The 25549-nt window shown below is 66.5% G+C and carries 24 protein-coding genes; 11 read left to right on the top strand and 13 right to left on the bottom strand.

Going from position 1 to position 25549, the window contains the following annotated elements; all coding sequences use genetic code 11:
- Positions 1–20: 20 nt before the first annotated feature.
- From J2808_RS06710 to J2808_RS06700, 3 genes are read right to left on the bottom strand one after another with little or no spacing between them, the layout of a single operon-like run.
- The gene (locus J2808_RS06710; protein ID WP_309813494.1) at positions 21–797 is read right to left on the bottom strand and encodes a GAF and ANTAR domain-containing protein; all 777 of its coding nucleotides are present in this window, start codon (positions 795–797) and stop codon (positions 21–23) included.
- A gap of 11 nt (positions 798–808) precedes the next feature.
- A complete protein-coding gene (locus J2808_RS06705) occupies positions 809–1057 on the bottom strand; it encodes a hypothetical protein (RefSeq protein ID WP_309813489.1) in 249 nt (82 codons plus the stop codon).
- Positions 1054–1785, bottom strand: a complete 732-nt coding sequence (locus J2808_RS06700) for a GAF and ANTAR domain-containing protein (protein WP_309813487.1) — start codon at positions 1783–1785, stop codon at positions 1054–1056. The genes J2808_RS06705 and J2808_RS06700 overlap by 4 nt, the downstream gene beginning before the upstream one ends.
- A gap of 405 nt (positions 1786–2190) precedes the next feature.
- On the opposite strand from J2808_RS06700, the gene J2808_RS06695 reads away from it, so the two are divergent.
- The 4 genes from J2808_RS06695 to J2808_RS06680 all read left to right on the top strand — a co-directional run bounded on the left by J2808_RS06695 (position 2191) and on the right by J2808_RS06680 (position 5167).
- Positions 2191–2994: an alpha/beta hydrolase gene (locus J2808_RS06695; RefSeq protein ID WP_309814222.1), complete on the top strand. Its 804-nt coding sequence runs from the start codon at positions 2191–2193 to the stop codon at positions 2992–2994.
- A 128-nt stretch (positions 2995–3122) separates the two neighbouring features.
- Positions 3123–3854 carry a FadR/GntR family transcriptional regulator gene (locus tag J2808_RS06690; protein ID WP_309813486.1) on the top strand — a complete coding sequence of 244 codons (732 nt, stop codon included), beginning with the start codon at positions 3123–3125 and terminating at the stop codon, positions 3852–3854.
- A gap of 91 nt (positions 3855–3945) precedes the next feature.
- Positions 3946–4713, top strand: coding sequence for a glucosamine-6-phosphate deaminase (locus tag J2808_RS06685; protein WP_309813484.1), 768 nt, complete (start codon positions 3946–3948; stop codon positions 4711–4713).
- 85 nt (positions 4714–4798) lie between these two features.
- On the top strand, positions 4799–5167 hold the full coding sequence (locus tag J2808_RS06680) for a nuclear transport factor 2 family protein (protein WP_309813483.1): 369 nt from the start codon (positions 4799–4801) through the stop codon (positions 5165–5167).
- Between the two features lie 31 nt (positions 5168–5198).
- Here the strand turns inward: J2808_RS06680 and nagA are convergent, their stop codons facing one another.
- The 9 genes from nagA to J2808_RS06635 form a co-directional block, all read right to left on the bottom strand.
- Positions 5199–6449, bottom strand: a complete 1251-nt coding sequence (gene nagA / locus J2808_RS06675) for an N-acetylglucosamine-6-phosphate deacetylase (RefSeq protein ID WP_309813481.1) — start codon at positions 6447–6449, stop codon at positions 5199–5201.
- Positions 6446–7129 carry an N-acetylmannosamine-6-phosphate 2-epimerase gene (locus J2808_RS06670; protein ID WP_309813477.1) on the bottom strand — a complete coding sequence of 228 codons (684 nt, stop codon included), beginning with the start codon at positions 7127–7129 and terminating at the stop codon, positions 6446–6448. Before J2808_RS06670 ends, nagA begins: the two co-directional genes overlap by 4 nt.
- Before the next feature lie 59 nt (positions 7130–7188).
- Positions 7189–8136, bottom strand: a complete 948-nt coding sequence (locus J2808_RS06665) for an ROK family protein (RefSeq protein ID WP_309813475.1) — start codon at positions 8134–8136, stop codon at positions 7189–7191.
- A 314-nt stretch (positions 8137–8450) separates the two neighbouring features.
- The gene (locus tag J2808_RS06660; RefSeq protein ID WP_309813473.1) at positions 8451–9368 is read right to left on the bottom strand and encodes a dihydrodipicolinate synthase family protein; all 918 of its coding nucleotides are present in this window, start codon (positions 9366–9368) and stop codon (positions 8451–8453) included.
- 86 nt (positions 9369–9454) lie between these two features.
- Positions 9455–10261, bottom strand: a complete 807-nt coding sequence (locus J2808_RS06655) for an ATP-binding cassette domain-containing protein (protein WP_309813471.1) — start codon at positions 10259–10261, stop codon at positions 9455–9457.
- Entirely contained in the window at positions 10258–12405 is a 2148-nt protein-coding gene (locus tag J2808_RS06650; RefSeq protein ID WP_309813469.1) for a dipeptide/oligopeptide/nickel ABC transporter permease/ATP-binding protein, read from the bottom strand. Before J2808_RS06650 ends, J2808_RS06655 begins: the two co-directional genes overlap by 4 nt.
- Positions 12406–12408: 3 nt before the next feature.
- The gene (locus J2808_RS06645) at positions 12409–13365 is read right to left on the bottom strand and encodes an ABC transporter permease (RefSeq protein ID WP_309813468.1); all 957 of its coding nucleotides are present in this window, start codon (positions 13363–13365) and stop codon (positions 12409–12411) included.
- Between the two features lie 110 nt (positions 13366–13475).
- Complete coding sequence (locus J2808_RS06640) at positions 13476–15095, bottom strand: ABC transporter substrate-binding protein (protein WP_309813467.1); 1620 nt, start codon at positions 15093–15095, stop codon at positions 13476–13478.
- Positions 15096–15207: 112 nt separating this feature from the next.
- Positions 15208–16929 carry a sialidase family protein gene (locus J2808_RS06635; RefSeq protein ID WP_309813465.1) on the bottom strand — a complete coding sequence of 574 codons (1722 nt, stop codon included), beginning with the start codon at positions 16927–16929 and terminating at the stop codon, positions 15208–15210.
- A 67-nt stretch (positions 16930–16996) separates the two neighbouring features.
- Between J2808_RS06635 and J2808_RS06630 the strand changes: the two genes are divergently transcribed.
- The 7 genes from J2808_RS06630 to J2808_RS06600 all read left to right on the top strand — a co-directional run bounded on the left by J2808_RS06630 (position 16997) and on the right by J2808_RS06600 (position 24168).
- Positions 16997–17935, top strand: coding sequence for a carbohydrate kinase family protein (locus J2808_RS06630; protein WP_309813463.1), 939 nt, complete (start codon positions 16997–16999; stop codon positions 17933–17935).
- 112 nt (positions 17936–18047) lie between these two features.
- Positions 18048–18485 carry a (R)-mandelonitrile lyase gene (locus J2808_RS06625; protein ID WP_309813461.1) on the top strand — a complete coding sequence of 146 codons (438 nt, stop codon included), beginning with the start codon at positions 18048–18050 and terminating at the stop codon, positions 18483–18485.
- The gene (locus tag J2808_RS06620; RefSeq protein WP_309813458.1) at positions 18482–19327 is read left to right on the top strand and encodes an aldo/keto reductase; all 846 of its coding nucleotides are present in this window, start codon (positions 18482–18484) and stop codon (positions 19325–19327) included. The genes J2808_RS06625 and J2808_RS06620 overlap by 4 nt, the downstream gene beginning before the upstream one ends.
- Positions 19328–19340: 13 nt before the next feature.
- Positions 19341–20039, top strand: a complete 699-nt coding sequence (locus J2808_RS06615) for a flavodoxin (RefSeq protein WP_309813457.1) — start codon at positions 19341–19343, stop codon at positions 20037–20039.
- A gap of 70 nt (positions 20040–20109) precedes the next feature.
- Entirely contained in the window at positions 20110–20796 is a 687-nt protein-coding gene (locus J2808_RS06610; RefSeq protein ID WP_309813455.1) for a DNA alkylation repair protein, read from the top strand.
- A gap of 197 nt (positions 20797–20993) precedes the next feature.
- On the top strand, positions 20994–21812 hold the full coding sequence (locus tag J2808_RS06605) for a hypothetical protein (protein WP_309813450.1): 819 nt from the start codon (positions 20994–20996) through the stop codon (positions 21810–21812).
- A 187-nt stretch (positions 21813–21999) separates the two neighbouring features.
- Positions 22000–24168, top strand: coding sequence for an alpha-amylase family protein (locus tag J2808_RS06600; protein ID WP_309813448.1), 2169 nt, complete (start codon positions 22000–22002; stop codon positions 24166–24168).
- A 116-nt stretch (positions 24169–24284) separates the two neighbouring features.
- Here the strand turns inward: J2808_RS06600 and J2808_RS06595 are convergent, their stop codons facing one another.
- Entirely contained in the window at positions 24285–25463 is a 1179-nt protein-coding gene (locus J2808_RS06595) for an ABC transporter substrate-binding protein (RefSeq protein ID WP_309813446.1), read from the bottom strand.
- Positions 25464–25549: the final 86 nt, after the last annotated feature.

Genomic DNA, 25549 nt, shown 5'->3' with positions numbered 1-25549 from the left:
CACGCTTTCGGGTGGATAGGCTACTCGTCGTACGTGGTACGGAATTCCCGTTCGCCGGAAATGGACGAAACGATGCTGGCTGCCACGTCCTTCAGTTTGATGTTGCGATGGCTGGATGTCTTGACCAATATCTGGAATGCGGCCTCACGGCTGCACCTGTTCTGCGCCATGATTGCCCCAATTGCGGTGTCAATCACTGTGCGGGACTTTAGTGCGGCGGAGAGGTCGTCACGGGCGGTGCGCAATTGCGCAAGTTTCAGTGCCAGGTCCAAGGCTTTCGCAGCAGTGCCGGTGAGGCTTTCGGCTGCCTCAACGCCCGGATGCGAGAAGCCGTCTTTCTTGGGGGCGTACAGGTTGACCACGGCCTGTGCGGATGCCTGAAGGCGCATGGGCACGGCGAGAATGGATCTTATGTCAGCCGCGCGTGCAGCAATGTTGTATTTCGGCCAGCGCAGATCGGCGTCGAGATGCGGGACGTAGACCATGGCTTCGCTCCGGAGGGCCGTCAGGCAGGGACCGTCGCCGACACGGTTCTGCAGCTCGTCCAGGCTCCGGGCACGGGAATCGTTGCTGGCCACACTTGTGGGGCGCTTGTGCCGGATCACCGTAATCCCGCAGGAGATCTGGTTCCCGCTGTCTGAGAGCCGTGTGGCGATAATAGTGGCCATATCCGTCATGAAGTCATGGACGTCGGAGCTGTCCAGGATGCGGTCCTGCAGCTGGAGGACCAAGTCCTCCACACTCTCCGCACGTCCACCGCCGTAGTGGAAGGCCTGCGTATCAACGTCCTCGGACATTGGAACTCCCTTCATGTTCCGTCCGCCGTAATCTCCCTGATGGCGGTATGGAGGAGATCCACCTGCAGGGGAGGCAGCTCCACTATCTCGTTCAGATAAGCGTCAAGCACCAGTTCATCGGCACTGCCGCCGATCCCGTAATAGTAGGTCCACAACTCCGGGAGAGTCAGGTTTGCGCGCTGGAACTGTGCGGCGGCAAACTTGCGCGGGTCTGGCTCGAAGGCGGGCTGCTGACTTTCGAGCGGGCCGTCATTGGTCATTGATCTCCACCCCCGACAACAACTGGTATATCGGATGCGTTGTGCAGGATGTCCTGCGCAATGTCATTCATCCGTCGGTTGCTGCTGCGGGAGGCCAACTGCAGGAGCTCGACGGCGGCCTCGTGGCCGCAGCGGTTATGAACCATGATCAGGGACACGGCGGAGTCCACGATGGCCCGGGAGCGCAGCGCCGACCTCAGGTGCTGCGGGTAGGGCTCCGCGGCATGCACACGCATGGCCAGGCGAAGGATTCTGGACAGCGACGCAGCATGTTCTTGCACAGCGGCCACTGTTTCCCGGCCAAAAGCATGGGGCTTGGTTGAGTAGCAGTTCAACGCCGAACGGGAACCGTTGTCGCTCGGAATGGGGACAGCCAGAATGGTCTGGATCCCCTCATCTGAGACGGCCTGCGCATACCAGGCCCAGGCCTCGTCAGTCTGAAGATCAGCGATGAGGACGGTGCGCTGATGCCGCAAGGCAGTCAGGCAGGGACCGTCGTCGAAAGCGTATTGGCGCTCATCGAGGCTGCGGGCTTCCGCGGAGCTGCTGGCTACTGTTGCCGGGCCCGTTTCCCGTTCCACTGTGATGGCGCACAGCATGGGCGCGTCCCCGCCGAGCAAGGATGCGGAAATGGCGGCGAGTTCCAGAAGGAATTCAGTGAAGCCTGGACTCTCAAGAAGCAGGTCCTGTAACTGTTCCGCTGTGGGGAGTGCGTCGTTCTCGGCCATGCGGCCTCGATTCCATGCATCGCCGGGGTCACAAGACCCGGCTGGCGGCTGTGCGCTCTCTGCGCGCGCGGCCCGAATAGTTAACCCCGGACCTCTGTGCCACCCGAAATCGCCTACTACCGACACTACGCTCTTTGAAGGTTGCCGCAGCCGGAGGAGGCGAACTATTAGTGGGTCGCGCGATCCCGCAGGGACACGCACGACGGCGGCTGTTGCGCTCCGGTAGTCCCGCACCCAAATCAGCCCATGTCCACAACGCTGTAGGCTCGACACGTGGTTGAGTTGCGGCGTCGCACGTTTGTTTTGCGCACGCTGGCGGGCGCGGCCACGGCGGTTGTAGGCGGTTTCGCCGCCGCGTGTTCGCCCGGCGCCGAGGGGGACACCAGTAGCGTCAAGGGGGATGCAGTGAAGCGGCACAAGTACCAGTACGGCGAGGACGCCAGCCAATGGGGCGAGCTTTTCCTGCCGGAACTGCCGGCCGGCGGTGAACATCGCGGCGTGGTGGTGGTGATCCATGGCGGCTATTGGCGCTCGCAGTACGGCGCGGAACTTGGGGAACCACTCGCCAAGGACCTTGCCGCCAATGGCATGGCCGCCTGGAACCTTGAATACCGGCGGGCCGGAAACGGCGGCGGCTGGCCGAACACGTTCATCGACGTCCTGGCGGGAATCGACAAGCTGCACGAACTCGCAACCAAGCACACCTTGAACTTGGGCTCCGTGGTGGCGCTGGGCCATTCAGCCGGGGGCCACCTGGCTGCGTGGGCGGCCGGACGGGGCAAATTGGCCCAGTTGGGGATGCCGGATGCGGACCGACAGATCCTGCGCCGGCAAGACGCCTCCGCGGTGCACCTCACCGGCGTTGTCAGCCAGTCCGGGCTGCTCAACCTTGCCGAGGCGGAGCAGCTGAACCTCAGCAACGGTGCCGTGAGCAACCTGCTCGGCGGATCGTCGTCGAAATATCCGCTCCGGCACAAATACGCGGACCCCATGACCACCCTGCCGCTGGCGGTGCCCGTCATCGCAGTGCACGGGGCTGATGACGACACCGTTCCCCTGAGCCAGTCCCGGGCATACGTCGACGCCGGCACGGCGGCGCATATGGCGACGCGCCTTGTTATGGTCCCGGGCGACCATTACGCGCTCATTGACACGAAAACGCCCGCCTACCGGACGTGCCGCGAGCTGATCCGCACCCTACTGGGTTAGATTCGGACTCTGTGGGGTACGAGCTTCACAAATTAGGTACGCCACTCTGGACATTGGACGTCCCATCTCCTGTACCCTTGGTAAGTAATACAAGTCGTTGCCGCCCGGCGCGGCAAGGAGGAGATCACGTGGCCACCGCATCGCAAGAAGTATCGCCCGCCCGCTTCAGCGCGCAGCTCCGTTCGCATGCCCTGCAGACGCGGATCATGGACCTCATCCTGGATCGCGGCCTGGACGTCGGAGACGCCATGCCCACGGAAAGCGAGCTCTCCGCCGAACTGGGCGTTGGCCGCAACACCGTCCGCGAATCCCTGAAAGTGCTGCAGGCCCTCGGGGTCATCGAGATCCGCCACGGGTTCGGCATGTTCGTCGCCCCGAACAACTTCAGCGCCCTGGTGTCCGGCCTGACCTTCCGCGGCCGGCTGTCCCTCCGCCATAAGGGCGAGGAGGCCATGGAGCTCATCGATGTGCGGCAGGCCCTCGAATCCGGGCTGATTGGGTCCGCCATCGACCTCCTTACGGACGACCACCTGGCTGACCTGCGTTCCACCATGGAGGCCATGGAAGCCGCCGCCAAGAATGGCGAGCACCTGTACGTGCACGACGCCGAGTTCCACCGCCGCCTGTACGCCCCGCTCAACAATGATCTGCTGATCAACCTGATGGACGTGTTCTGGCAGGTATACCGCAAGATCCACCTCGCGCTCGGCACCGGCCCGGTCAACCTTGAGCAGCAGACGAAGGACCACTGGGACATCTACGAGGCCGTGGCCAACAAGGACAAGGCCCTGGCCTCCGAACGCCTGCAGCGCCACTTTGACGGCATCCGCCTGAAACTGAAGGATGTCGCGGCCAGCTAGCGCCGCCACCACCCGCCAGACCTGTTCCCCGCCGCCCGCACGTCCGGGCGCATTCAGTCCTGCCCAATTTTTCGTAGAGAGTGCCTTTGTCGTGGAAATTTTCGTTGTGCCCACCGCTTCAGCCACCGGCTCCGTTGCCGCCGGGATCCTTGCCGCCGTCATCCGCAGCAAGCCCGATGCGGTCCTGGGGCTGGCCACGGGCGGCTCGCCGCTGCCGATCTATAAGGCGCTCGCCGGGCACTCCGTGGACATGTCCTCGGTTAGTGGCCTCGCTCTGGACGAGTACGTGGGCCTGCCCGCCGGGCACTCCCAGAGCTATGCCGAAGTAGTCAGGCGCGAGGTGACTGAACGGCTGCAGCTGGACCCGGCCAAGGTTGCCGTGCCGGACGGCAGCGCCGCGGATCCGGAGCGTGCCGCTGCTGAGTACGACTCCGCCATTGCCGCCGCGGGCGGCATCGACGTGCAGATCCTGGGCATCGGCCACAACGGGCACCTGGCGTTCAACGAGCCCGGCTCCGCGCTGGATTCCCGGACCCGTGTGGAGGTCCTCACGGAGCGCACCCGCGAGGCCAACGCCCGCTACTTCAGCACGCCGGAGGAGGTTCCGCTCCGCTGTATCACCCAGGGCCTGGGCACCATCATGGAGGCCGGACACCTGCTGCTGGTGGTCAACGGCGCGGACAAGGCCGGCATCCTGGCCGCCGCCCTCAACGGTCCCGTCACCGCCGCCTGTCCCGCGTCGATCCTGCAGCGGCACCCCCACGTGACGGTGGTGGCGGACGAAGCGGCCGCGTCGCTGTTGGCGTCGGGAAGCGGCCAGGTCGCTGTGCGGGTAGAGGGCGCGGCCGCCGGGGTCTGACCCCCGGCGGCCGGACATCCGGAGGTATCCGGCGCGACTGCTTTTGCGGCTGCGCCCATGGAACCCAGTGAGCTAATCTTCTGGCATGAATGACGATGCCGAGCCGGTTATCAGGTTCAACGAATGCATCAGCACCCGCGACGTCGAGGGCCTCGCTGCGCTCATGTCGCAGGACCATAGATTCGTCGATACCGCTGGTACGGCAGTTCTTGGACGGCCGGCGTGCATTGATGCCTGGCGTGGCTTCTTTCTTGCCTACCAGGGGTACCGCAACGTTTTTGAACCTTTTTCAGCCAAGGGTGAGGCGGTCACAGTCTCGGGGCACTCGCTCTGTCCTGGTCACCCCGAGTTGGAGGGACCGGCATTGTGGCTGGCCATTGTCCGCGGTGGGCAGCTGTCCGAATGGCGTGTCTACGAAGACACCCCCGAATCGCGCAGCGAACTGGGATTGTGACGCGGCCGTAGCCGGGCGTAGTTTCCGGCGTCTAAAGGCCAACGGCGGGACGCCCCAGGGTGCGGCCCTCGCGCAGGACCAGGACGCGGCCGAAGTTGCGGTCCACCACCACGACGTCGGCACGCATCCCGGCGCGGAGGCTCCCGATGTCCTGCTGCCGGCCGATAATCGCCGCCGGAACCGCGGTGGCTGCCTTGACGGCCGCAGCCGGTTCCACGCCGGCGTCGATGGTTCGGCGGACAACGTCCAGCAGCGTGGCCGTCCCGCCGGCGAGGGTGCCGTCGCTGAGCCGGGCGACGGCACCGCTGACGGACACGGACTGGGGGCCCAGCTCGTAGTGGCCGTCCGGCAGTCCGGTGGCCGCCATCGAATCGGTCACGAGGACCACGTTGCCTGCACCCACCAGTTCGAACACCATGCGGACGGTTTCCGGATCCAGGTGCACACCGTCGGCAATCAGCTCGACGGCGGCCGTGCCTGCCCCGGCCAGGCGCAGGCAGGCCGCGACGGGGCCGGGGCTGCGGTGGTGCAGCGGCGGCATCCCGTTAAACAGGTGCGTGACGGTGGGGCGGGACACGGTTCCCTGCCCGGAGGCGGCGAGCAGCTCGGCCGCCTCGGTGAGGGAGGCCGCCGTCGTGCGCGCATCAGCATCGGTGTGGCCCAACGACGGCGTCACGCCGCGCTTGGCGAGTATCTGCACCACGGCGTCCGAGCCGGGGAGCTCGGGCGCGTAGGTCATGGAGCGCAGGTGTCCGCCGGCCGCGTCCAGGATGTCGCCGAGGAGTTCGACGTCGGGGTCGCGCAGGAACCGCGGGTCCTGGGCACCGCACCGGGCGTGGGACAGGAAGGGGCCCTCGGAGTGAATGCCGGCGATGAGCCCTTCGTCGGCGAGCGGCCTGAGCGCTCCCAAAGCCCGCAGCAGGTCGTCGCGGCTGGCAGTCACCAAGCTGGCCAGCAGCGTGGTGGTGCCACTGCGGTGCAGGAAGTCCACCGCCGTCCGTGCTGCCTGGCTGTCGCCCGTGGGGAAGTCGCCACCGGCCGCACCATGGCAGTGAATGTCAATGAGGCCGGGCAAAATCATGCTGCCCGGCGGCAGGTCCAGTTCTTCAAGATCCGTCAGCGAAACGTCCAGCCCGGCGCGAGGTCCCACATACGCAATGCGGCCCTCTGTCACGGCTACGACGGCGTTGTCCAAGGACATTCCGTCCGTCAGGACCGTGCCGGCCAAGAGGTAGCTGCCGGAGTCCGCAGCCTGCTGTTTTAGTTCCGGCTGCGGAGTCACTTCAACGCCTCGGCGAACCAGCCGGTGATGGTGGCCGGATGCGTGATGGCGGTACCGACGACGACGGCGAACGCGCCGGCGTCGAGCGACTGCCGCGCCTGGGCCGGTGTGTGGAGGCGGCCTTCGGCGATGAGGGGAACACCGAAGCCGGCGGCGGCGATCTGTTCCACCAGCTCGAGGTCAGGGCCGTCCGTTTTGGGACGCTCGCCGGTATAGCCGGACAGCGTGGTGCCGATCAGGTCAGCCCCGGCCTCGACGGCGGCGGCGGCGTCGTCGAACGAGCCGCAGTCCGCCATGACCAGGGCGTGGGATTCGGCGTGGATCCCGGCCACCGTCTGGGCCAGGGTCAGCCCGTCGGGGCGCTGGCGGCGGGTGCCGTCGATCGCCACGACGTGCGCGCCCGCGTTGGCCACCGCCAAAGCGTGCCGGAGTGTGGGAGTGATGAAAACGCCGTCGTGACCGTCCTTCCAGAGCCCGATCACCGGAACTTCGACTGCCGAACGCGTGAACTGCACGTCGGCGAGGCCCTGGACGCGGATGGCCGCAGCGCCGCCGGTGACCGCTGCGGCGGCAATCTGGGCCATGGTGCGGGGATCGCGCATGGGCTCGCCCGGGTACGCCTGGCAGGACACAATCAGATGGCCGCGCAGGGCTTCAAGGTCTTCGGGAGTCAGGATCAACGTAGGTTCCTCTGGATATGTGGCGGAGCTGTCTAGACGAAGTGCTTAGGGCGATGGTGTCAGGACGGGGCGGTGAGGACCAGGCGCGCGGCGCCCACTATGGCTGCTGCGTTGCCGAGTTTAGCCGGGAGGACGGGGAGTCCGGCCAAAGCGGGCAGGAGCTCAGCCCGGAGGGCACGTTCCATGGGACGCCACCAGGGGGCGCCGGCGTCGGACAGCCCGCCGGACACCACCACCACTTCGGGGTCCAGGATGTTGGCAAGGCCGGCCACGGCCTGCCCGGCCGCCGCGGCGCCCATGCCCACGGCCTGAATGGCGATCGCGTCGCCCGCGCCGGCGAGGGCAAAGACGGCGCGGGCGTCCGCGGCCGGAGACGTGCCGCCCAGGCGCACGTACGCCTCACGGATGGCTGGCCCGGAGGCGATGGCCTCAACGTGCCCGGCTCCGCCGCAGACGCACGGCACAGCAACGCCCTCGTGGAAGGCATACGGCGACGCGACGTGGCCCACGTGGCCGCCCACGTAACGGTGCCCCAGGAGCGGCTGCCCGTCGAGCACAAAACTGCCCCCGACGCCGGTGCCGAAGGCCACCAGCAGCGAGCTTGCCGTGCCGGCAGCGGCACCCGCCCACGCCTCACCGAGGGCATGCGCATGGACATCGTTCACTGCCCGCACGGCCTCCGGATCCAAGCCGAGCCGCGATGCCAATCCCGCCGTCAGCGCCGTCCCGCCCCACCCGAGAATGGCATCCGTAGCCGACACCACCACCCCGCGCCCGGCATCAATAACCCCGGCAGAACCAACGCCAACCCCCGCCACCTCCAGGCCCTCTGTTTGAGCCCGAACAACAAGGGAAGAAACCAGCGCCGCCGTAGCATCCAGAATCGCCCCGCCACCGTCACGGTTCAGCGTAGGAATGGTCTCCGAAAACAGCACCTCGCCGGCCGCCGAAACAACGCCGGCAGCAGTCTTAGTACCACCAAGGTCAACCCCGATCGCGTACTGCATGTGTGTCCTTACATAGTTTCCGGTGGTTGCGGCGCGCCGGGGGCTCCATTTTGCCGGCCCTTAGACACCTCCCGACGCCGGACTCCGTCGCTGGGCGACGTTCATCCGCCTCTGGTCGGCGATGCGGGCCTACGCAAAACGAAGTCCCCGGCGCTTCGGTGAGGCGGTCACCTCAGGTGCGGTGGCTGCTTTCCGGATAGGCGCGCATCGCCGACCAGAATGCTGCGGAGGTCGCCCAGCGACCGGAGCGGCATGGCGGGAGGTGTCTAAGCGCCGGCGGAACGCAGCTACCGCGCCGCCCCGACCACGACTAACTAGACGAGCCCGTTGCGTTCCAGGATGACGCGGATCGCCTTGGTCTCGTCCTCGTTCAGGGACAGCATCGGCACGCTCATGGTGTTGGACTCGATGACGCCCATGACCTGGAGGGCGGTCTTGAAGGCGCCGAGTCCTGCTGCACCGCCGGAGACGCGGCCGTTGGGGGTGTAGACGATTTCGAAGAGGTCGGCGAGGCGATCCTGTTCGCGGGCCGCGCCGGCCCAGTCGCCGGCTTTGGCGGCGTCGAAGAGGCGGCGGTAGCCGGCAGGGTCCACGTTGCCGAGGCCGGGGACAACGCCCTGGGCGCCGCCAAGGAGGGCACCGTCCACAACAACTTCGTGGCCGGTGAAGATGTCGAAGTTGGGGATGTCCTTGGCGGCCAGGAGCAGCTGGCGGAAGGCAACGTCGTCGCCGGAGGAATCCTTGACGCCGGCAATAACACCGTCGCGGCCCAGGCGGACCAGGAGGTCTGTGGGGAGCTTGAAATGCGTGCGGACGGGGACGTCGTAGGCGAAGATCGGGGTGTCGACGGCGGCGTGGATGGTCCGGAAGTGGGCTTCGGTTTCCGCGGCGTTGCCGATGGCGTAGTACATGGAAGTGACCACGATGGCGTCGGCGCCGAGGTCGATGACCTTCTTGGCTTCCTCGATCACGCGGTTGGTGGTCTGCTCGTTGGCGCCCACGATGAGCGGCACGGTCCCTGCGTTTGCGGCGGCGATGGTGCTGACCACCAGTTCGCGTTCGGCGTTGGTCATGTAGGGCACCTCGGCGGAGGAGCCCAGGACGAACAGGCCGGCCACGCCGCCGTCGAGCAGGTGCTTGGTGACATTGGTCAGCGACGCGGTGTCGATGCTGCCGTCAGCGTGGCGGGGGGTGACGACGGGCGGGATGACGCCCTGGAACTGAGTGGACACGTGAATACTCCGTTGGTTGGTGCTGAATGGGGGGGGGAGGGGCAGGGGGGAGGGGCAGGGGGAGGGGGAAGGACAGGAGGGGAAGTCTAGATGTGGAGCAGGCTCGGCGCGGCGCCCAGCAGCTTCTTGGTGTAGTCGTTGGTGGGGCTGTCGAAGACCTGCTCAGCGCTGCCCTGTTCGACGATCTTGCCGAAGTACATCACGCAGATGCGGTCGGAGACGTAGCGGACGGTCTGGATGTCATGCGAGATGAAAACCATGCCGAGGTTCAGCTGGGTCTTCAGGTCGGACAGCAGGTTCAGCACCTGGGCGCGGACGGAAACGTCCAGGGCGGACGTCGGCTCGTCCGCCACGATGATGTCCGGATCCAGCGCCAGGGCGCGGGCGATCGCCACACGCTGGCGCTGGCCGCCGGAAACCTGCGACGGCGTGACCTCGGCCGCGGACTGCGGCAGGCCCACGAGGGCCAGCAGTTCCTTGACCTTGGCCGCGCGGGTTGCCGCGGTGCCGATGCCGTGGATCTGGAGCGGGTCCGTGAGGATGTCCTGGACGGTCATGCGCGGGTTCAGGGCGGTGGCCGGGTCCTGGAAGACCACGGACACGGAACGGCCGAATTCCTTGCGCATCGCGGCGTTCCGCTTGATGGCGGGCTTGCCGTGGAAGAGCACCTCGCCCGACGTCGGGGTCTGCAGTCCCACGAGCACTGACGCGAGCGTGGACTTGCCGCAGCCGGACTCGCCCACGATGCCCACGGTTTCGCCGCGGCTGATGGTGAAGTCGACGCCGTCGACCGCTTTGACGATGTTGGGGCGGAACAGCCCGCCGCCACGTGCGTGGTGGTAGACCTTCACGTCCTTGAGCTCGATGACCGGCTTGCCGGTGGAATCAGTCACTTTGCGTCCTCCTTCAGGTGGCTCGCCCAGAAGTGGTCTGCGGCCTCGCCTCCGGCGGAGGAAACCGAGGTCAGGACCAGCTGCTGGTTGGGGTCGGCGTCGGACCGCAGCGAACGGGCGGCGAAGCGGTCACCCGGCGCGAAGTCGCGCGGGGACGGGACGGTACCGGGGATCTGGTGCAGCCGCACGGCGTCGGCCTCGATGGAGAGGACAGCGCCGAGCAGGCCGCGCGTGTATTCGTGCTTGGGGTTCTGCAGCAGCTCCGAAGCCTGCGCGGATTCCACCACCTGGCCGGCGTACATGACCGTGATGCGGTGGGCCAGGGAGGCCACCAGGGCGAGGTCATGGCTGACGAACACCATGGCGAAGCCGAGCTGTTCACGTAGTTCGTTGAGCAGGTCCACAACCTGCTTCTGGACGGTGACGTCCAGGGCGGTGGTGGGCTCGTCGGCAACCACGATCTTCGGCGAGCGGGACAGGGCCATGGCGATCAGAACGCGCTGGCGCTGGCCGCCGGAGAGCTCGTGCGGGTAGCTGGCGAGCGTCCGGACGGGATCGAGCTTGACCAGTTCCAGCAGCTCCGCGGGGGTCTTGCGGCCGCCGCGCTTGGTCAGCTGCTCCATCTGGTCCTTGATCTTCATGGACGGGTTCAGGGAGCTCAGCGCGTCCTGGTAGACCATGGCGATCTGCTCGCCGCGCAGGCCCTCGTAGGCCTTGGCGCTGCTGTGCTGGGTGGCCGGGTCCAGCAGTTCCTTGCCGTCGAATTTGATGGAACCGGTGACCACGGCGGTCTTGGGCAGCAGGCCCATCACCGCGAGGGACGTGATGGACTTGCCGCAGCCGGATTCGCCCACCAGGCCCATGGTCTCGCCTTCGCGGACGCTGAAGGAGACGTTGTCCACAATCGCGGTGTCGCCGAAGCGGCCGGGGAAGCGGATGGACAGGTTCCTGACCTCGAGGACGTTGCGGGCATCGGCGGGGACCTGGGGGAGGCGGTCGGTGCGCTGGGCTTCGATGGCCGCGAGCAGTTCCAGTTCCTTGTCCAGCAGCAGGTGCGGGTTTACCGCGGCCAGCTTCGGGTCGGAGAGGACGGCGGCCCCGCTGTAGTGCTCCTCGGTAAGGGTATCGCCGTAGGCGGCGCGGACGCCGTCGAGCTCGTGCGTTTCCACCACTGAAGGCTGGGCCACGGAGGTGGCGACTTCCGTATCGACGGCGGTGGCACCCACCGCAGCGCCGGACACACCTGTAACTGTCGATGACGTGCCGTCGTCGTCCTTAACAGCAGCCGCCTTGCGCAGCTTCGGGTTCACCATGGCGTCGGTGAGGCCCTCGGCCAGGATGTTCAGGGACAGCACCGTGAGGAGAATGGTTACACCGGCGAAGGTGGTGGCCCACCAACCGCCTGACAGGACCAGGTTGCGCCCGTAGGAGATCACGTTGCCCCAGGACGGTGCGGGGTCCTGGACGCCGGCCCCGAGGAAGGACAGCGAGGCTTCGAGGATGATGGCGTCAGCCACCATGACGGTGGCGAACACCAGCACGGGGGCGGCCGTGTTGCGGACGATGTGCTTGAGCAGGATGTAGAAGCGGCCGGCGCCGATCACGCGCTCGGCACGGACGTAGTCCTCGCCGTACTGCGAGAGCACGTTGGCACGGACCACGCGGGCCAGCTGCGGGGTGTAGATAATGGCAATCGCGATGATGATGGTGGGAACCGTGTTGCCGAAGGCGGCCAGCAGCACTGCAGCCAGGGCGATGCCCGGGAACGCCATCAGGATGTCCATCAGGCGCATGATCAGTTCATTCACGGCCTTGCTGGATGTCGCGGCCAGGGAACCCAGCAGGGCGCCCGCCACGATGGCCAGGAGAACGGCGCCGAGGCCGATCATCAGCGAAGACTGCGCACCGAAGAGGATGCGGGAGAAGATGTCGCGGCCCAGGCGGTCGGTGCCGAAGAAGTGCTCGGCGCCGGGCGGGGTGGCCGGGATGAAGGTTTCCAGCGGATCGTGCGGTGCGATGACCGGCGCGAAGACGGCGGCCAGCACAATCATGATGAGGAAGAGGAGGGCGATGCGGGAGCCCCACGGAAGGGCCTTGAAACGGATGCCCGGGGCACTCAGCCGTTCAGCAAGCTTGCTGCGCATTAGCTATACCGTCCTGATTCGGGGGTTGATGAGCAAGTAGAGGAGGTCCACCACGATGTTCACCAGAACGAAGGTGATGGAAATGGTGAGCACCACGCCCTGGACCAGGTTGACGTCCAGGTTGGTGATGCCGTTGAGGATCAGCTGGCCCATGCCGGGCAGGGCGAAGATCATTTCAATCACGACGGCGCCGCCGAGCAGGTAGCCCACGCGCAGTCCCAGCACGGTCACCGGGGTGACCAGGGCGTTGCGGAGGACGTTCTTGGAAACCACTTCGCGGTAGGGGACACCGTTGCCGATGGCGGTGCGGACGTAGTCGCGGTCCAGCTCCTCCACCATGGAAGTGCGGACCACCCGGATCAGCGAAGCCGAGACGGGGATGCCGAGCGCGAGGGCGGGGAGGGCCATGGAGTTCAGCCAGCCGCCGAAGCCGGATTCCGGCGTCGCGATGCCGCCCGAGGGGAACATCGGGGTGGCGCCCAGGGCGAACCACTGGATCAGCAGGATGCCCAGCCAGAACGACGGCGTGGCGATCGCGGCGATCGAGAAGACGCGGACCAGCTGGTCCTGCCATTTGTCGCGGTAGAGGGCGCCGAGGATACCGAACGTCAGGGACAGGACGATGGCGATGAGGACACCGAGGAAGGTCAGCTGCAGCGTCAGGGGGAACGCGGAGCCGATCATGGAGGCCACCGACTTTGCCGGCGGGGTGGTGACGCCCAGGTCGAACTGCAGCAGCTTGCCGAGGAAGCTGAAGTACTGGAGGACCAGCGGATCATTCAGGCCGTTTTCCTGGCGGTACTGCTCTTTCGCCTCTTCAGACGCGCCGTCGCCGAGGGCCGAGCTGGCCTGGTCGCCGGGAGCGGCCTGCAGGACGAGGAAGACGAGCAGGGTGATGCCCAGGATCATCAATGGCAGTGCTGCGAGTCTGCGGCCGAGCAGGCGCAATATCGTGACCAATTTGTTCTCCGGTTTGTTTGGGTGCTGCAGTTCAAATGTTGCGAGGCCTGCCCGGCGTGCTCCCGGGGGGATGAGGGGCGCAGAGCAGGCCTCGCAACGCAGTGCCTTGGTTAGGCGGTGCGTCCGACGTCGATGAATGACATGCCGGTGGTGGGCAGCGGCTTGAAGCCGTTGAGCTTCTTGTCGTCCCAGGCGGAGGGCAGCTGGCGGTGGAAGATCGGGTAGAGCGGAACTTCCTCGGAGACGAGGTCCACAATTTCGCCGGTGATCTTCTTGGCATCCGCCGCGGAGGCCTGCGAACCCTTGTTCATCAGTTCCTGCAGCTTGGCGCGTTCCGGCGCAGTCCAGTAGGCGCGCTTTTCCATCCAGGTGGCACCCGAGTAGAACCAGCTCAGGAGCAGGTCCGCGTCGTTGCCGAAGACTGACGGGTCGCCCGGGGCCGCGACGACGGAGTAGTCGCCGGCGCCGACGCGGTCCGTGTACAGCGCGCCGGACTGGATGCTCTTCACGGAGACCTTCACGCCCGGGATTTTGTTCCAGGATTCGAGGATCAGCGGGGCAACGTCCTTGACCCAGGCGGTGTCCGTGGTGAGCAGCTCGAATTCGAGGCTCGTCACGCCGGCTTCCTTGAGCAGGTCTTCGGCCTTCTTGGCGTCGTAGCCGTAGACGTTCTTGGCCTTGACGTAGTCCGGGTGGCCTTCCTGGAAGTAGGAGCTGGCGGCTACGGCGTTGCCGAACAGGGCCTTCTTGATAATGGCGTCCTTGTCCAGGCCGTAGTGCAGGGCCTGGCGGACCAGCTTGTTGTTGAACGGCGCCTTGCTGCAGTTGAACAACAGGAACATGAGGCCGAAGGACTGGACAGATTCAACCTTGACCCTGGACTTGAGGCCGTCGACGTCCAGGTAGGGGACGTCTTCGATGGCCTGGACACGGCCGGACTGGACAGCGGTGACGCGGGCTGCGGCGTCCGAGAGCAGGAGCCAGGTCATGCCCTTGGCCAGTGCGGGCTTCGGGCCGTTGTAGTCGGCGAAGGCTTCGAAGACGATCTTGTCGTCCTTCACGGCGGAGATGAGCTTGTACGGGCCAGTGCCGACGGGGGCGGCGTCGAAGGCCTTGAGGTCCGTGGCCAAGGCCTTGGGGACAACCTTGACCACGGAGATGCGGGGGCCGAAGCCGGGGAAGGCGTACTTGAGGGTGAATTCGACCGTCTTGGCGTCGACGGGCTTCACGTCCTGGATGAATGGGATGAACTGCGAGAACAGCGACTTGTTGGCCGGGTCCATGACGCGGGTGAAGGAGAAGGCAACGTCCTCGGCGGTGACGGGGGTGCCGTCGTGGAACTTGGCGCCGTCCCGGATGGTTACCTGGTAGGTGGTGTCGTTGACCTTCCTGGGGTCGGTTGCGGCCAGGGCGTTGTATGGCTCGCGGGTGGCCGGGTGCAGTTCGATCAGGCCTTCGAAGATGTGCAGGTTGGCGGCCATCGGCGTGGCGCCGGAGGAGCTTAGCGGGTCGAAGCCGGTGGAGAGGGCGTAGGAGATGCCCGCCTCGATGGTGAGGTCCTTGTTGACTGCGCCGCCGCCGCCGGCGGAGTTGGTGGTGGGGGCCGGGCCGCCGCAGGCGGCGAGAGTGGTGGTGAAGGCTGCAGCGGCACCCATGGCGCCGGTGAGCTTGAGGAAGTTCCGGCGGCTGGCGTCATTGACCAGCGGCAGGTTCTTGGTGATGTTGTTCATGAGGGCCTCGCCATTCCAGAAGGTTTATCGGATGTAGGACGTCCGAGCTCGTATGTCGACTGTAAGTCTCATCACAGCCTCGCGTCAAGCGCGAATTCCTCCGGACGCTCTTTCACCCTGGCGCGCTAATGGCCCCGGTGCGGGTGTCAAAACTGAACGCACGACGGCGGCGCACGGCTGTGGTGCCCCGCGTTGCGGTCACGTCGAACACCACGTCCGCGCGGCCGCGTGCCACGTCCGCCTCGGTGACGGTGTAGCCGGGGGTGAAGTAGAGGGCTTCCTGGCCGGGGGCGAGATCTGCTGCGGGGAAGTCCTCCGCGCCGGGGCCGGACAGCCGGGCATGGGTCAGTGGCTCAGTTCCGTCGTTGCGTGCCCGGCCGGTGAACGCAAGGATGTCCCCGGGTTTGTAGCCGGGAATGATGGGGCCGTAGTTGAGGTCCTGCGCCTCCCTGGTCCCGATCACCTGGGCGTCCTCGGCCGTGTAGCCCTGGCCGATTTCCTTCCACGTGTGGACGCCCCATTCGTCACCGCCGGCGGGCATCACGTAGAACTCACCGGCGTTCTGCCAGACGGGCGGGCGGCCGGGAGTGATGGAGCGGACTTCCATGTCGAACACGAGGCCGGCAGCGCCGTCGGGCTCCGGCGCATCGTCGCCGGACGCTGGCGGGGGACTCCCAACGGGGCCGTCGCGAAAGGCAACGAGCTGTTTGCTGAGTTGCCCCGCCGGCACGGAAACAAACACGATCTCACGGTATCCCTGCCGCTCGTACAGGACGCCGATGTTCCCGTCGGGCAGCCGTGCAGCCGTCGAATACGCAGAGCTGCCCGGGCACAGCACCAGCTTGGCCGGCCAGCTGCGTCCGTTGTCGGCGGACAGGCTGAGGGCGGTGTTCCGACGCAATGACGTGTCGTGGTTGTTGGTGGCCAGCAGCCATGAATCGGTGGCTTCGTGGGCGAAGCAGGCCACGGACGGCAGGCCGTCGAAGCGGACCAGCGAACCGTTGTCGCCCGGGTCCGGGAGGTCCCCGACCGGGGCCAGCGCACCCCAGGTGGCGCCGCCGTCGTCCGATGTTGCGGCCAGGCGGCGCGGCGTGCCTCGGCTGTGGAGCAGAAGCCGGCCGTCCTTCAGGGCGGCCACCTTGTTTTCGTTGGGGCTGAAGCCGTGCGTGCCGGCGCCGATCAGTTCCCCGAGCGTCCAGTTCTCGCCGTGGTCATCACTGTAGGCGGATGCCGCCATGATTTCGCCGCCGGCCAGGACAACGTACTGCTGCACCAGCCGGCCGCGGAAAGGGCCGGCGTGGATCTGGATGCCCTGGCCCGCCGCGGCGAAGATTCCGGTGATGGCCGGTTCGCCGGCGCGTGCGGGCGGCCGGAGCTTGAGCTGGGCGGTGATCCGGCGGTGCTGCCAGGTCAGGCCGTCGTCGTCGGAGAAGCTGAGGTCGCAGTGCTGGACGTGGTCATCGGGCTCCATTCCCGCCACGGCCTCGAAGAAGCCGGCGCGCGTTCCGGCGGCGTGGAACAAAAATATCCGGCCGGTGTCCGCGTCCACCAGGAGGCTCGGATCGCCGTAGCCGTTGAGGCCGCCGCCGGTCCGCACCACCTGCTGGGGTCCCCAGGTCTGCCCGTTGTCAGTGCTGCGGCGAAGCAGGAGATCGATCGGGTTGGGCAGGTCATCGAGGTTGGGTCGCCCGTCATAGGCCGCCAGCACAGTGCCTGCCTGCGAGACGGCGAGGGCGGGAATTCTGTATTGGCGGTAACCGCCGGCTCCCCGGACGGCGAGGACGTGCTCGACGTCGGGCATGGCTGCGGCCATCGGCAGGACATGGGATGTCATATCTCCATGGTAGGCGATGGGTAATAAACCTGCGTGGCGCGGCCGCTTCTCTGGCAGAGTATGACCCATGCTCACTGTTATCGGCGAGGGCCTTGTTGACGTTGTCCAGCGCGCCTCCGGAATCGAAGCCCACGTAGGCGGCAGCCCACTCAACGTCGCGGTGGGGCTGGCCCGCCTGGACCATCCCGTGCAGTTCATCGGCCGCTACGGCCGCGACGCCTACGGCGACGCCGTTGCCGCCCACCTGCGGGCCAGTTCCGTGATGCTGCCGCAGGGCCCGGACGAGTTGCCCACCAGCGTGGCCACCGCCCTGATTGACGACGACGGCGCCGCCACCTACACGTTCGACCTCGCCTGGGAGCTTCCCAACCTGGCGGACCGGCTCGCCTTTATGCTGCAGGGCACCACGCTGCTGCACACCGGCTCCATTGCCACGATGCTCGCGCCGGGCGCCGCGGCGGTGTTCGCTGCCGTGGAACACGCCCACCCGTCCGCCACCATCAGCTTCGACCCGAACTGCAGGCCCAGCATCATCACCGACGTGGACTATGCACGGAAGCAGGCGGAAAAGTTCGCGTCACTGGCGGATGTTGTCAAGGCCTCGGATGAGGATCTCGCGTGGCTGTACCCAGGCGTCGACGTGCTGGAATCGGCCCGCCGCTGGCTGTCCCAGGACGGTGCGGAGGGGCCGGCGATGGTAGTGGTTACCCGCGGCGCGGCCGGTCCGTGGGGGATCACCGCCGCCGGCGAGGCAGAATATCCGGCACCCGAAGTGGAGGTGGCGGACACCGTGGGTGCGGGGGATTCCTTCATGGCTGCGCTGCTTTCCGGGATTGTGGACCGGGGCCTGGACGGCGCACAGAACCGGAAGGACCTGCGCGAACTGCCAGCCGAGGGCCTTGCTGAACTGCTGGCCCACGCCTCCCGCGCAGCGGCCGTCACTGTCTCCCGCCCCGGCGCCAACCCGCCCACCCGCGCGGAACTGAACGCGGTTCCGGAGGAGTAAGCGGCATGACCCGGGGGAGCAAGGAGGCGGCTGGCCTTGCCCATACAGGTACTGGTAGTACCTGTAACAGCAGGCACTCCCGGGCACGCCCAATGACTGGTTCTCTTGGGAGATGAAACTCATCCCTCCCACAACCACCGCTCGAGGCCCGGCAGAGACGTTCACCGGGGACGTGTATGTCAACACGCTGCACAATGCCGACTCCCCGTCCAGGCTCGTGGCTGCCATGGTCCGCTTCACGCCGGGTGCCCGCACGAACTGGCATTCACACCCGCTCGGACAGACCCTGCACTGCACGGACGGCACGGGGCTCGTCGCCACCCGCGACGGCACCGTCATCGTCATACGTCCGGGAGATACCGTCCACACCCCACCCGGAGAAGAACACTGGCACGGCGCCACCGCGGACAGCATGATGTGCCACCTGGCCCTCCTCGAGAACGACGGCGGCAAGACCGCCATATGGCTCGAACCGGTCTCCGGCCGGGAATACGCCGCTGCCCAGTCCCAGAGCCAGCCCCAACTCACCACCGCAAGGAACCTGCCATGAACACCATCACGCTTAATAACGGCGTCGAAATGCCAGTCCTCGGTTTCGGCGTCTACCAGATCCCGGAAGACCAGACCGAGCAGGCCGTCACTGATGCGCTCGCAGCGGGCTACCGTTCACTGGACACCGCAGCCGCGTACCAGAACGAGGAATCTGTTGGCCGCGCCATGCGGAACAGTGGCATCGCCCGCGACGAATTGTTCGTCACCACCAAGCTTTGGGTGCAGGACCCGGGCGAGAGCAACACGAAACGCGCCTTCGAGAACTCGCTGAAGCGCTTGGGCCTGGACCACGTTGACCTGTACCTGATGCATCAGCCCTACGGCGACTACTACAGCCAGTGGCGGGCCATGCAGGAGCTGCACGCTGAAGGACTGGTCCGGGCCATCGGCGTGTCCAACTTCCACACAGACCGGCTGATGGACCTGATTACGCACAACGACATCACCCCGGCCGTGAACCAGATTGAAACCCACCCGTTTCACCAGCGCCAGGCCGACCATGATTTCATGCGGGAGCACGGTGTCCAGCATGAGTCCTGGGGCCCGTTCGCGGAGGGAAGGAACAACCTGTTCTCCGACCCCACCCTGACGTCCATCGCCAGCGCGCACGGAAAGTCCGTGGCACAGGTGGTGCTCCGCTGGCTTATCCAGCGCGGCGTCGTCGTGATTCCCAAATCCGTCCGCCCGGACCGCATGGCCGAAAACCTGGACGTTTTCGACTTCGAACTGGGCGCAGCAGAAATGGCCCTCATCGCACCCATGGACACGGGCACCTCGTTGTTCTTCGACCACCGCGATCCCCAGATGGTCAGCTTTCTCGGCCAGCGCCGCGTCGACTAAGGCCACGATGCGCATGGAATTGCCGAGCATCGAGCGGCGAACCGTGCTGCGCTCCGCGTTCGCCGGCCTAGCCGGTGCGGTGGTGGCCGCCGGGACGTCAGCATGCACCACAGGAGAGCCAAACACCATGCCCGCCCAGGACACTGCTGAGTCCACCGCGACCCAGAGCAGCCCCGCCCCGCGTGCAAGCGGTGGACGGGTGCTGCTGGCCTACTTCTCCCGTGCCGGGGAGAACTACTACTACGGCGGACGCACCGAGCTCGACGTCGGCAACACCGAGGTCCTGGCGGGCATGGTCAGCAGCCTCATCGCATGCGACGTGCACCGGATCGTGGCCGCTGACCCCTACCCTGACAGTTACGATGCCGCCGTCGCCCGCAACGTCCGCGAGCAGGATGCGGATGCCCGCCCCGCGATCACCTCCCCGCTGCCCTCGATCGACCAGTACGGCACCGTTCTCCTGGCCAGCGGCGTATGGAACGTCCGGGCACCGATGATCATGTCGACATTCGCCGAAAGCTACGACTTCAACGGCAAAACCATTTACCCCGTCACCACCCATGCCATGAGCGGACTCGGCACCACCGGGCGGGACTATGCCGCCTCATGTCCTGGGGCGACCATCGGCGAAGGGCTGGCGGTGCGCGGCGAAGAAGTTCGCGAGGTCGGACCGGCCCTTGAGGCATGGCTGCGCCGAGCCATGCTGCTCTGAAGCCGCGGGATTCCGCATCGGTGGGTAGGCTGAACCTGCATCCCGCACGCACGATGGACAGGAGACTGAGGTGGCCCAGACAACGGCGGTGACCGGGACGACGGTGGACGAGGTGCTGGCCGAGCTGGCCGCGCTCGAGGACCCGAGGGCCCGTGAAGTGAACGCCCGGCACGGTGACGACCACGGGGTGAACCTCGGCAAGCTGCGGGCGGTGGCCAAGCGGCTCAAGACCCAGCAGGAGCTCGCGCTCGAGCTGTGGGCCACCGGGGATACTGCGGCCCGGCTGTTGGCGCTGCTGATCTGCCGTGTGAAGGCATTCGGGAGTGCAGAGTTGGACGCCATGCTGCGCCAGGCGGGCACGCCCAAGGTGCAGGACTGGCTGGTGAACTACGTGGTGAAGAAGAGCCCGCACGCCGAGACGCTGCGAGTGCTCTGGTTCGCCGATCGGGATCCTGTGGTGGCCAGTGCAGGCTGGGCGCTGACCAGCGACCGCGTGGTGAAGCAACCAGAGGGCCTCGACCTCCCGGGACTGCTCGACATCATCGAGGCGGAGATGCAGGCCGCCCCGGACCGCCTGCAGTGGGCCATGAACCACTGCCTGGCCCAGATCGGCATTGAGCACGCCGGGCACCGCGCCCGTGCCCTGGACATCGGGGAACGTCTGGAGGTGCTCAAGGATTACCCCACGCCGCCGAACTGTACCTCTCCGTTCGCGCCCATCTGGATCACTGAGATGGTGAAGCGGCAGCAGCAATGACGCGACGACATTCGGACTGACTTTCGCTTATCAACCGGAAAAACGGCCAAGCACGCAGTCGACTTCTCGGCATTCAGGCCAAGGAATAAAACTTTCTCCCATCGTATTCACACTCACCCGCGGTACGTCGGCGGCTGTGTGGGCTGATGCGTCGAGTCATGAATCTCGCAGGCACGTCGCGCTAGACTGGATCGATCATGACCGGCACCCAGCCTCGTTTTGTGGTGTGGCTCGTCGTCCTGGCGAGCCTCCTGACAGCCTGTGCGCCCGCGGTCGGCCTTGATGAGGCCGCCACCGCTCAACGGACCGCTACGTCCTCGGCCCCGCCATCCGCGCCCGACGTCGACCTCGTACCTCGCCAGACCCCAGCCCTGACGCCGAAACCGGTTCCGACACCAACCCCTGCGCCCCGGGCGGCGTTCGCCCTCAATCTCTACCAGGAGGGTGACTTCGTTCCGCAGTACACCTTCGACTGGTGTGTTGCGGCGAGCATCCAGATCGCGCACAACCTCATCGACGACACAGGCGGTGGCACGTGGACCGATCGCGCTCAGCAGGGCGAGCTGTGGGAGATGGCCCGGGCACGGTCGTCCAACTCGTTTAACGGTGCCAACCCGCTCGGCTGGGCGAAGGTGCTGACCGCGGTCGGGATGGGGCCATACGGCGTCGTCAGCATCGCCGACTACGAGGACGCGCTGCAGACAGCGGCGCGCGCCATCGCCGACACGGGCCGGCCTGTCGGGCTGGTGATGTGGAGCGGTCGACACGCGTGGGTGATGAGCGGGTTCGAGTCGTTCGGCGATCCCGGCCAATTCCGTGAATTTTCGGTCACCGGCATCCGCGTCCAGGATCCTCTATACCCGCACGGCAGCGGGCAGTGGGGTCCGTCGCCCGCGCCGAACAGCCTGCTCACCCCCGAGCAGTTGGCGACGCAGTTCGTGGTTCGCGAGCCGCGGCGCTGGAGCAGCGATCTGCCGACCGGCTATTTGCTGGTGCTGCCGATCGCGAAGGCCTGATCAGGCCCGTCGCGCCGTTTGTGCCCGTCTTAGGTTCTGCCGTTCCTGTTGCCCGGCACCAGAAACATGCTCAGCGTCATGAGCCAAGAGCAGGACGGCTTGCACGTTTGAGAAATATAGCCGGAGTCGAAGCCGCAACCCCCTTGTGCAACTGGCAATCATTCGCCCACACTGGTCGAGGATGTAGGTGGGGGGCTTCCTCAAAAGGAAGGCAGTCATTTTGTACCGTCCCGGACCAAGGCCCGAAATTTCCAGACGCAAATTCGTTGCAGTCACGCTGAGCTTTGCCGCCGTTGGTGCGGGGTGTGGAAGCAACCTGCTCGGCGGCGCGGGTGGCGGCGGCCAGACGCCGGTACCGGGGACGGAGACGCCGCAGGGTGGGCTCCCGCCGATCGTGGAGCTGCCACCTGCGGAGTTGAGCTGGGTCTCCGACGCGCGCGTGGCGGGGTTCGAGACCTACTCGGAGGATCCGGACGTTGACGCGCGACTGGACGTGCTCGCGGCCGCGCACGTGAGCGTGGTGGTGATCGATTCCGATCTCTCCTTCTATATGACCGGCGCACGCTTCGAGGAAAGCGTGGTCTACATCGAGGCGGTGGCGAAGAAATGCCACCAGCGCGGCATGAAGGCGGTGGCCTACTATCCAATGCTGGAGGCGCTCACCAGGAGCGCTCGGGACAGGCGCCGCACCATGTGGAAGGATCACCCGGACTGGGTGCAGCGCGGCATCGACGGCAGGCCGAATAAGTTTGTCGGCGGGGGCCGCGTTTTCTGGGTGCCAAGGGGGACCGAGAGCGCCTGGCTCTGCCCCACCTCTGGCTACCGCGACTACTTCATCAGCCGGGTGAAGCGGCTGGCGCAGACCTCACTCGACGGTTTGTGGGGCGACGTCCCGCTGCTCTCGGACATCGTCGGGGTGTGGCCATGCACCAACGCCTCCTGCGCCGCCAAGTTCCGCGCCGAGACCGGGCTCGCCCAGCCCACGCGCGTGGATTGGAACAATCCGGTGTTTCGCCGGTGGGTGGCGTGGCGCCACGGCGTCATCCACGAGTTCGAGCAGGCGGTGCTTGCCGGTGCGCGCACGGTACGGCCCGATTTCCAGCTCATCGTCGAGACCGGCACCGTGGACTACAGCAACGCCACGGTGGAGGGTCTCGACGGCGCCAGCCGTGACGCCGGCGATGTGCTGCGCGTGTGGGAAGTGAGCGCCGCCAGCGACGCGACCGGCATGCGCGAGGCGCCCGCCGACGATTGGATCTCGATGGCGATCATGATGCGCCACGGCCGCGGCTGCGCGGGCAAGAACCCGGGCTGGGCGATCTGCTACGGCAAGGAGACCGACGACGCCGAGCGGGTCATGGCCATCTGCATCGCCGGTGGCGTGCGGCCCTACGAGAGCCAGGTCCCGCTCCTCAACAACACGGTAGGCGATGCCTGGCGCGGCAAGATGTATGGCTGGCTCAAGGACAACAACGACATCTGGGCCGGTGAGAGCGCCAACGCGGTGGCGGTGGTCTTCTCCAGTGCCAGCCGCGACTATGTCGACCGGAACGCCGGCGTGGGGCTCTATACCAGCATCAACCCGGCTGATGAGGACTGGTCGGCGAGCACGCTGTCCGACTCCGCCAAGACCCTGCCTTACCTCGGCGAATACCGCGGCATCTGCAAGGCCCTCATCCACGCGCACGCGCCGTACGACGTCGTCACCACGCCGCACTTGAAGCCGGCGCGGCTCGCGCCCTACCCGCTGGTGGTGGCGCCACGGCCGGCGGCGCTGTCGAAGGGGGAAATCGCCAGCCTGAAGAGCTACGTCGAGGCTGGCGGCACGCTGCTGGTCACCGGTGGTACCGATGCCGGCGTCTTCGATGAGAACGGCGCGCTGCGGGCGAAGCCGGCGCTGTTGGAGGCGTTTGGCATCAAGGCAGGCGCCAACTGGGTGCGCACGACGTACGGCCGTGGTGCAGTGGTACTGGTGACCCAGCAGGTGGGGCAGACGTACTACCAGACCACCGAAGCAGCAACGACGACCCAGCTGGTGCGGATCCTGGAGGCGGGCGGGCACACCATTGTCACCGATGCGCCGCCAGCGGTGGTCATCGACCTGCGACAGCGCACGGAGCACCGCCTGGATGTGCTCTTCGCCAACATCCACGGCCTCGATACTGGCGGGTTCAAGGGGCAGAGTGCCAGCTTCAAGGTCGCCATCCCCTGCGGCGGAAAGATGCCGCGGCGGGTGACCGTCACGCAGCCGGGGGACGCCGCGCCGGCGGAGATACCCTTCACGCATGAAAACGGCCGCGCCGTCTTCGACGTGACCGTGGGCGCGCTCCTATTGGCACGCATCGCACTTACCTAGAGTGCGGGCCGACCGATGACTGCGCCAAGGCAACCTTTGGCTGGCAGTTGCCGAACTATTCCCTGGGCCGCTCCACCGTGTGCTGCACGATGGAGCGACCGACCCGCAGGAAGAAGCTACTCTTTGCCCAGCCCCGCCGCGGAGGTCTTCTCTCCGGTTACTCCGTTCAGCGCGGTGAGGTCGAAGATGCCGTTGATGTCCGCCTGCTTGGTGGTGCCGGCCTCAACACCGTCCTTCAATAGTTTGGAGTAGGTGCCGGCCAGAGGATCCACGGTGAACACGATGTTCTTCAGTGAACGCTCAATGACGTCGCCCTTGAGCTCGGCTCCGGCGGCTTCCTTCAGGGCCGCATTGATGACGGTGGCCTTTTCGCCGGCAGCCGCCCCGTTCAGCCACTCCACTGACTTGACGTGGCCGCGCAGGAGGGCCTTCACGGTGTCCGGGTGTTCGGCGGCGAATTTCTTGTTCACAATCAGGATGGTGGTGGGGAACTCGCCGGCCTTGCCGGTCAGCGAACCGTCCCACAGGTCCTTTTCATCCACCAGGACCTTGGCCGCGGCCTGGAGCACCAGCCGGGACGCCCACGGCTCAGGCAGCCACGCGCCGTCGAGCTTTCCGTCCTGGAACAACTTCAGGGTCTGAGCGTTCTCGGTGGGGTTGATGGCGACGTCGCCGCTGCCGTCGACGTTTGTTTTGTAACCCTGGGCCGAGAGCCATGCGCGCAGCGCCACATCCTGGGTGCCGCCGAGCTGCGGGGACGCCAGGGTCTTGCCTTTCAGGTCAGCGGCTGCGGTGATTTCCGGCTTGACCACCAGCTGCGCGCCGCCCGCGGCAGCACCGGCAATGATGTTCACCGATTCCCCGCCGCTCTTGACGAACGAGTTGATGGCCGGGTTCGGGCCAATGTAGGTGGCATCGATGGCGCCGGCGTTCAGCGCCTCGATCGCGGCGGGCCCGGCGTTGAATACCTGCGTGCTGAGCTTGGTATCGCCCAGCTCGCCGGCGATGTAACCCTGGCTGACGCCCACCAGGGCGGGGGCGTGGGTAACGTTGCCGAAGTAGCCGAGCTTGAGCTCCGCCGCGGCATTGCCCGGCGCTGCAACGGAAGCGGCGGGCACGGTGGCGTTGTTGTTGACGGCGGTTGCCACGGCCACGCCGCCGCCGATCAGGGCCAGGACGCCGGCCACAATGCCGATCTTCAGGCCGAGCGGGCGCTTCGGAGCGGCGGACTGTCCTGCGACGATGCGGGTGGAGTTCTGCGGGTTCTGCGGACTGTTGTCCTGCGGAGTTGCCATGGGGATTCCTTTGTTGGGGCGAGTACTGGAGAAGAGATTACGGACGGCCCCGACACGCCACAATGGTTCCGGACACGGGCGTTCAC

Origin of the sequence: Pseudarthrobacter sulfonivorans, from assembly GCF_031454915.1 — a bacterium.
GTDB lineage: Bacteria > Actinomycetota > Actinomycetes > Actinomycetales > Micrococcaceae > Arthrobacter > Arthrobacter sulfonivorans_C.
The sequence above is the reverse complement of the archived record's forward strand: the minus strand, read 5'-3'. Positions and strand labels throughout refer to the sequence as shown.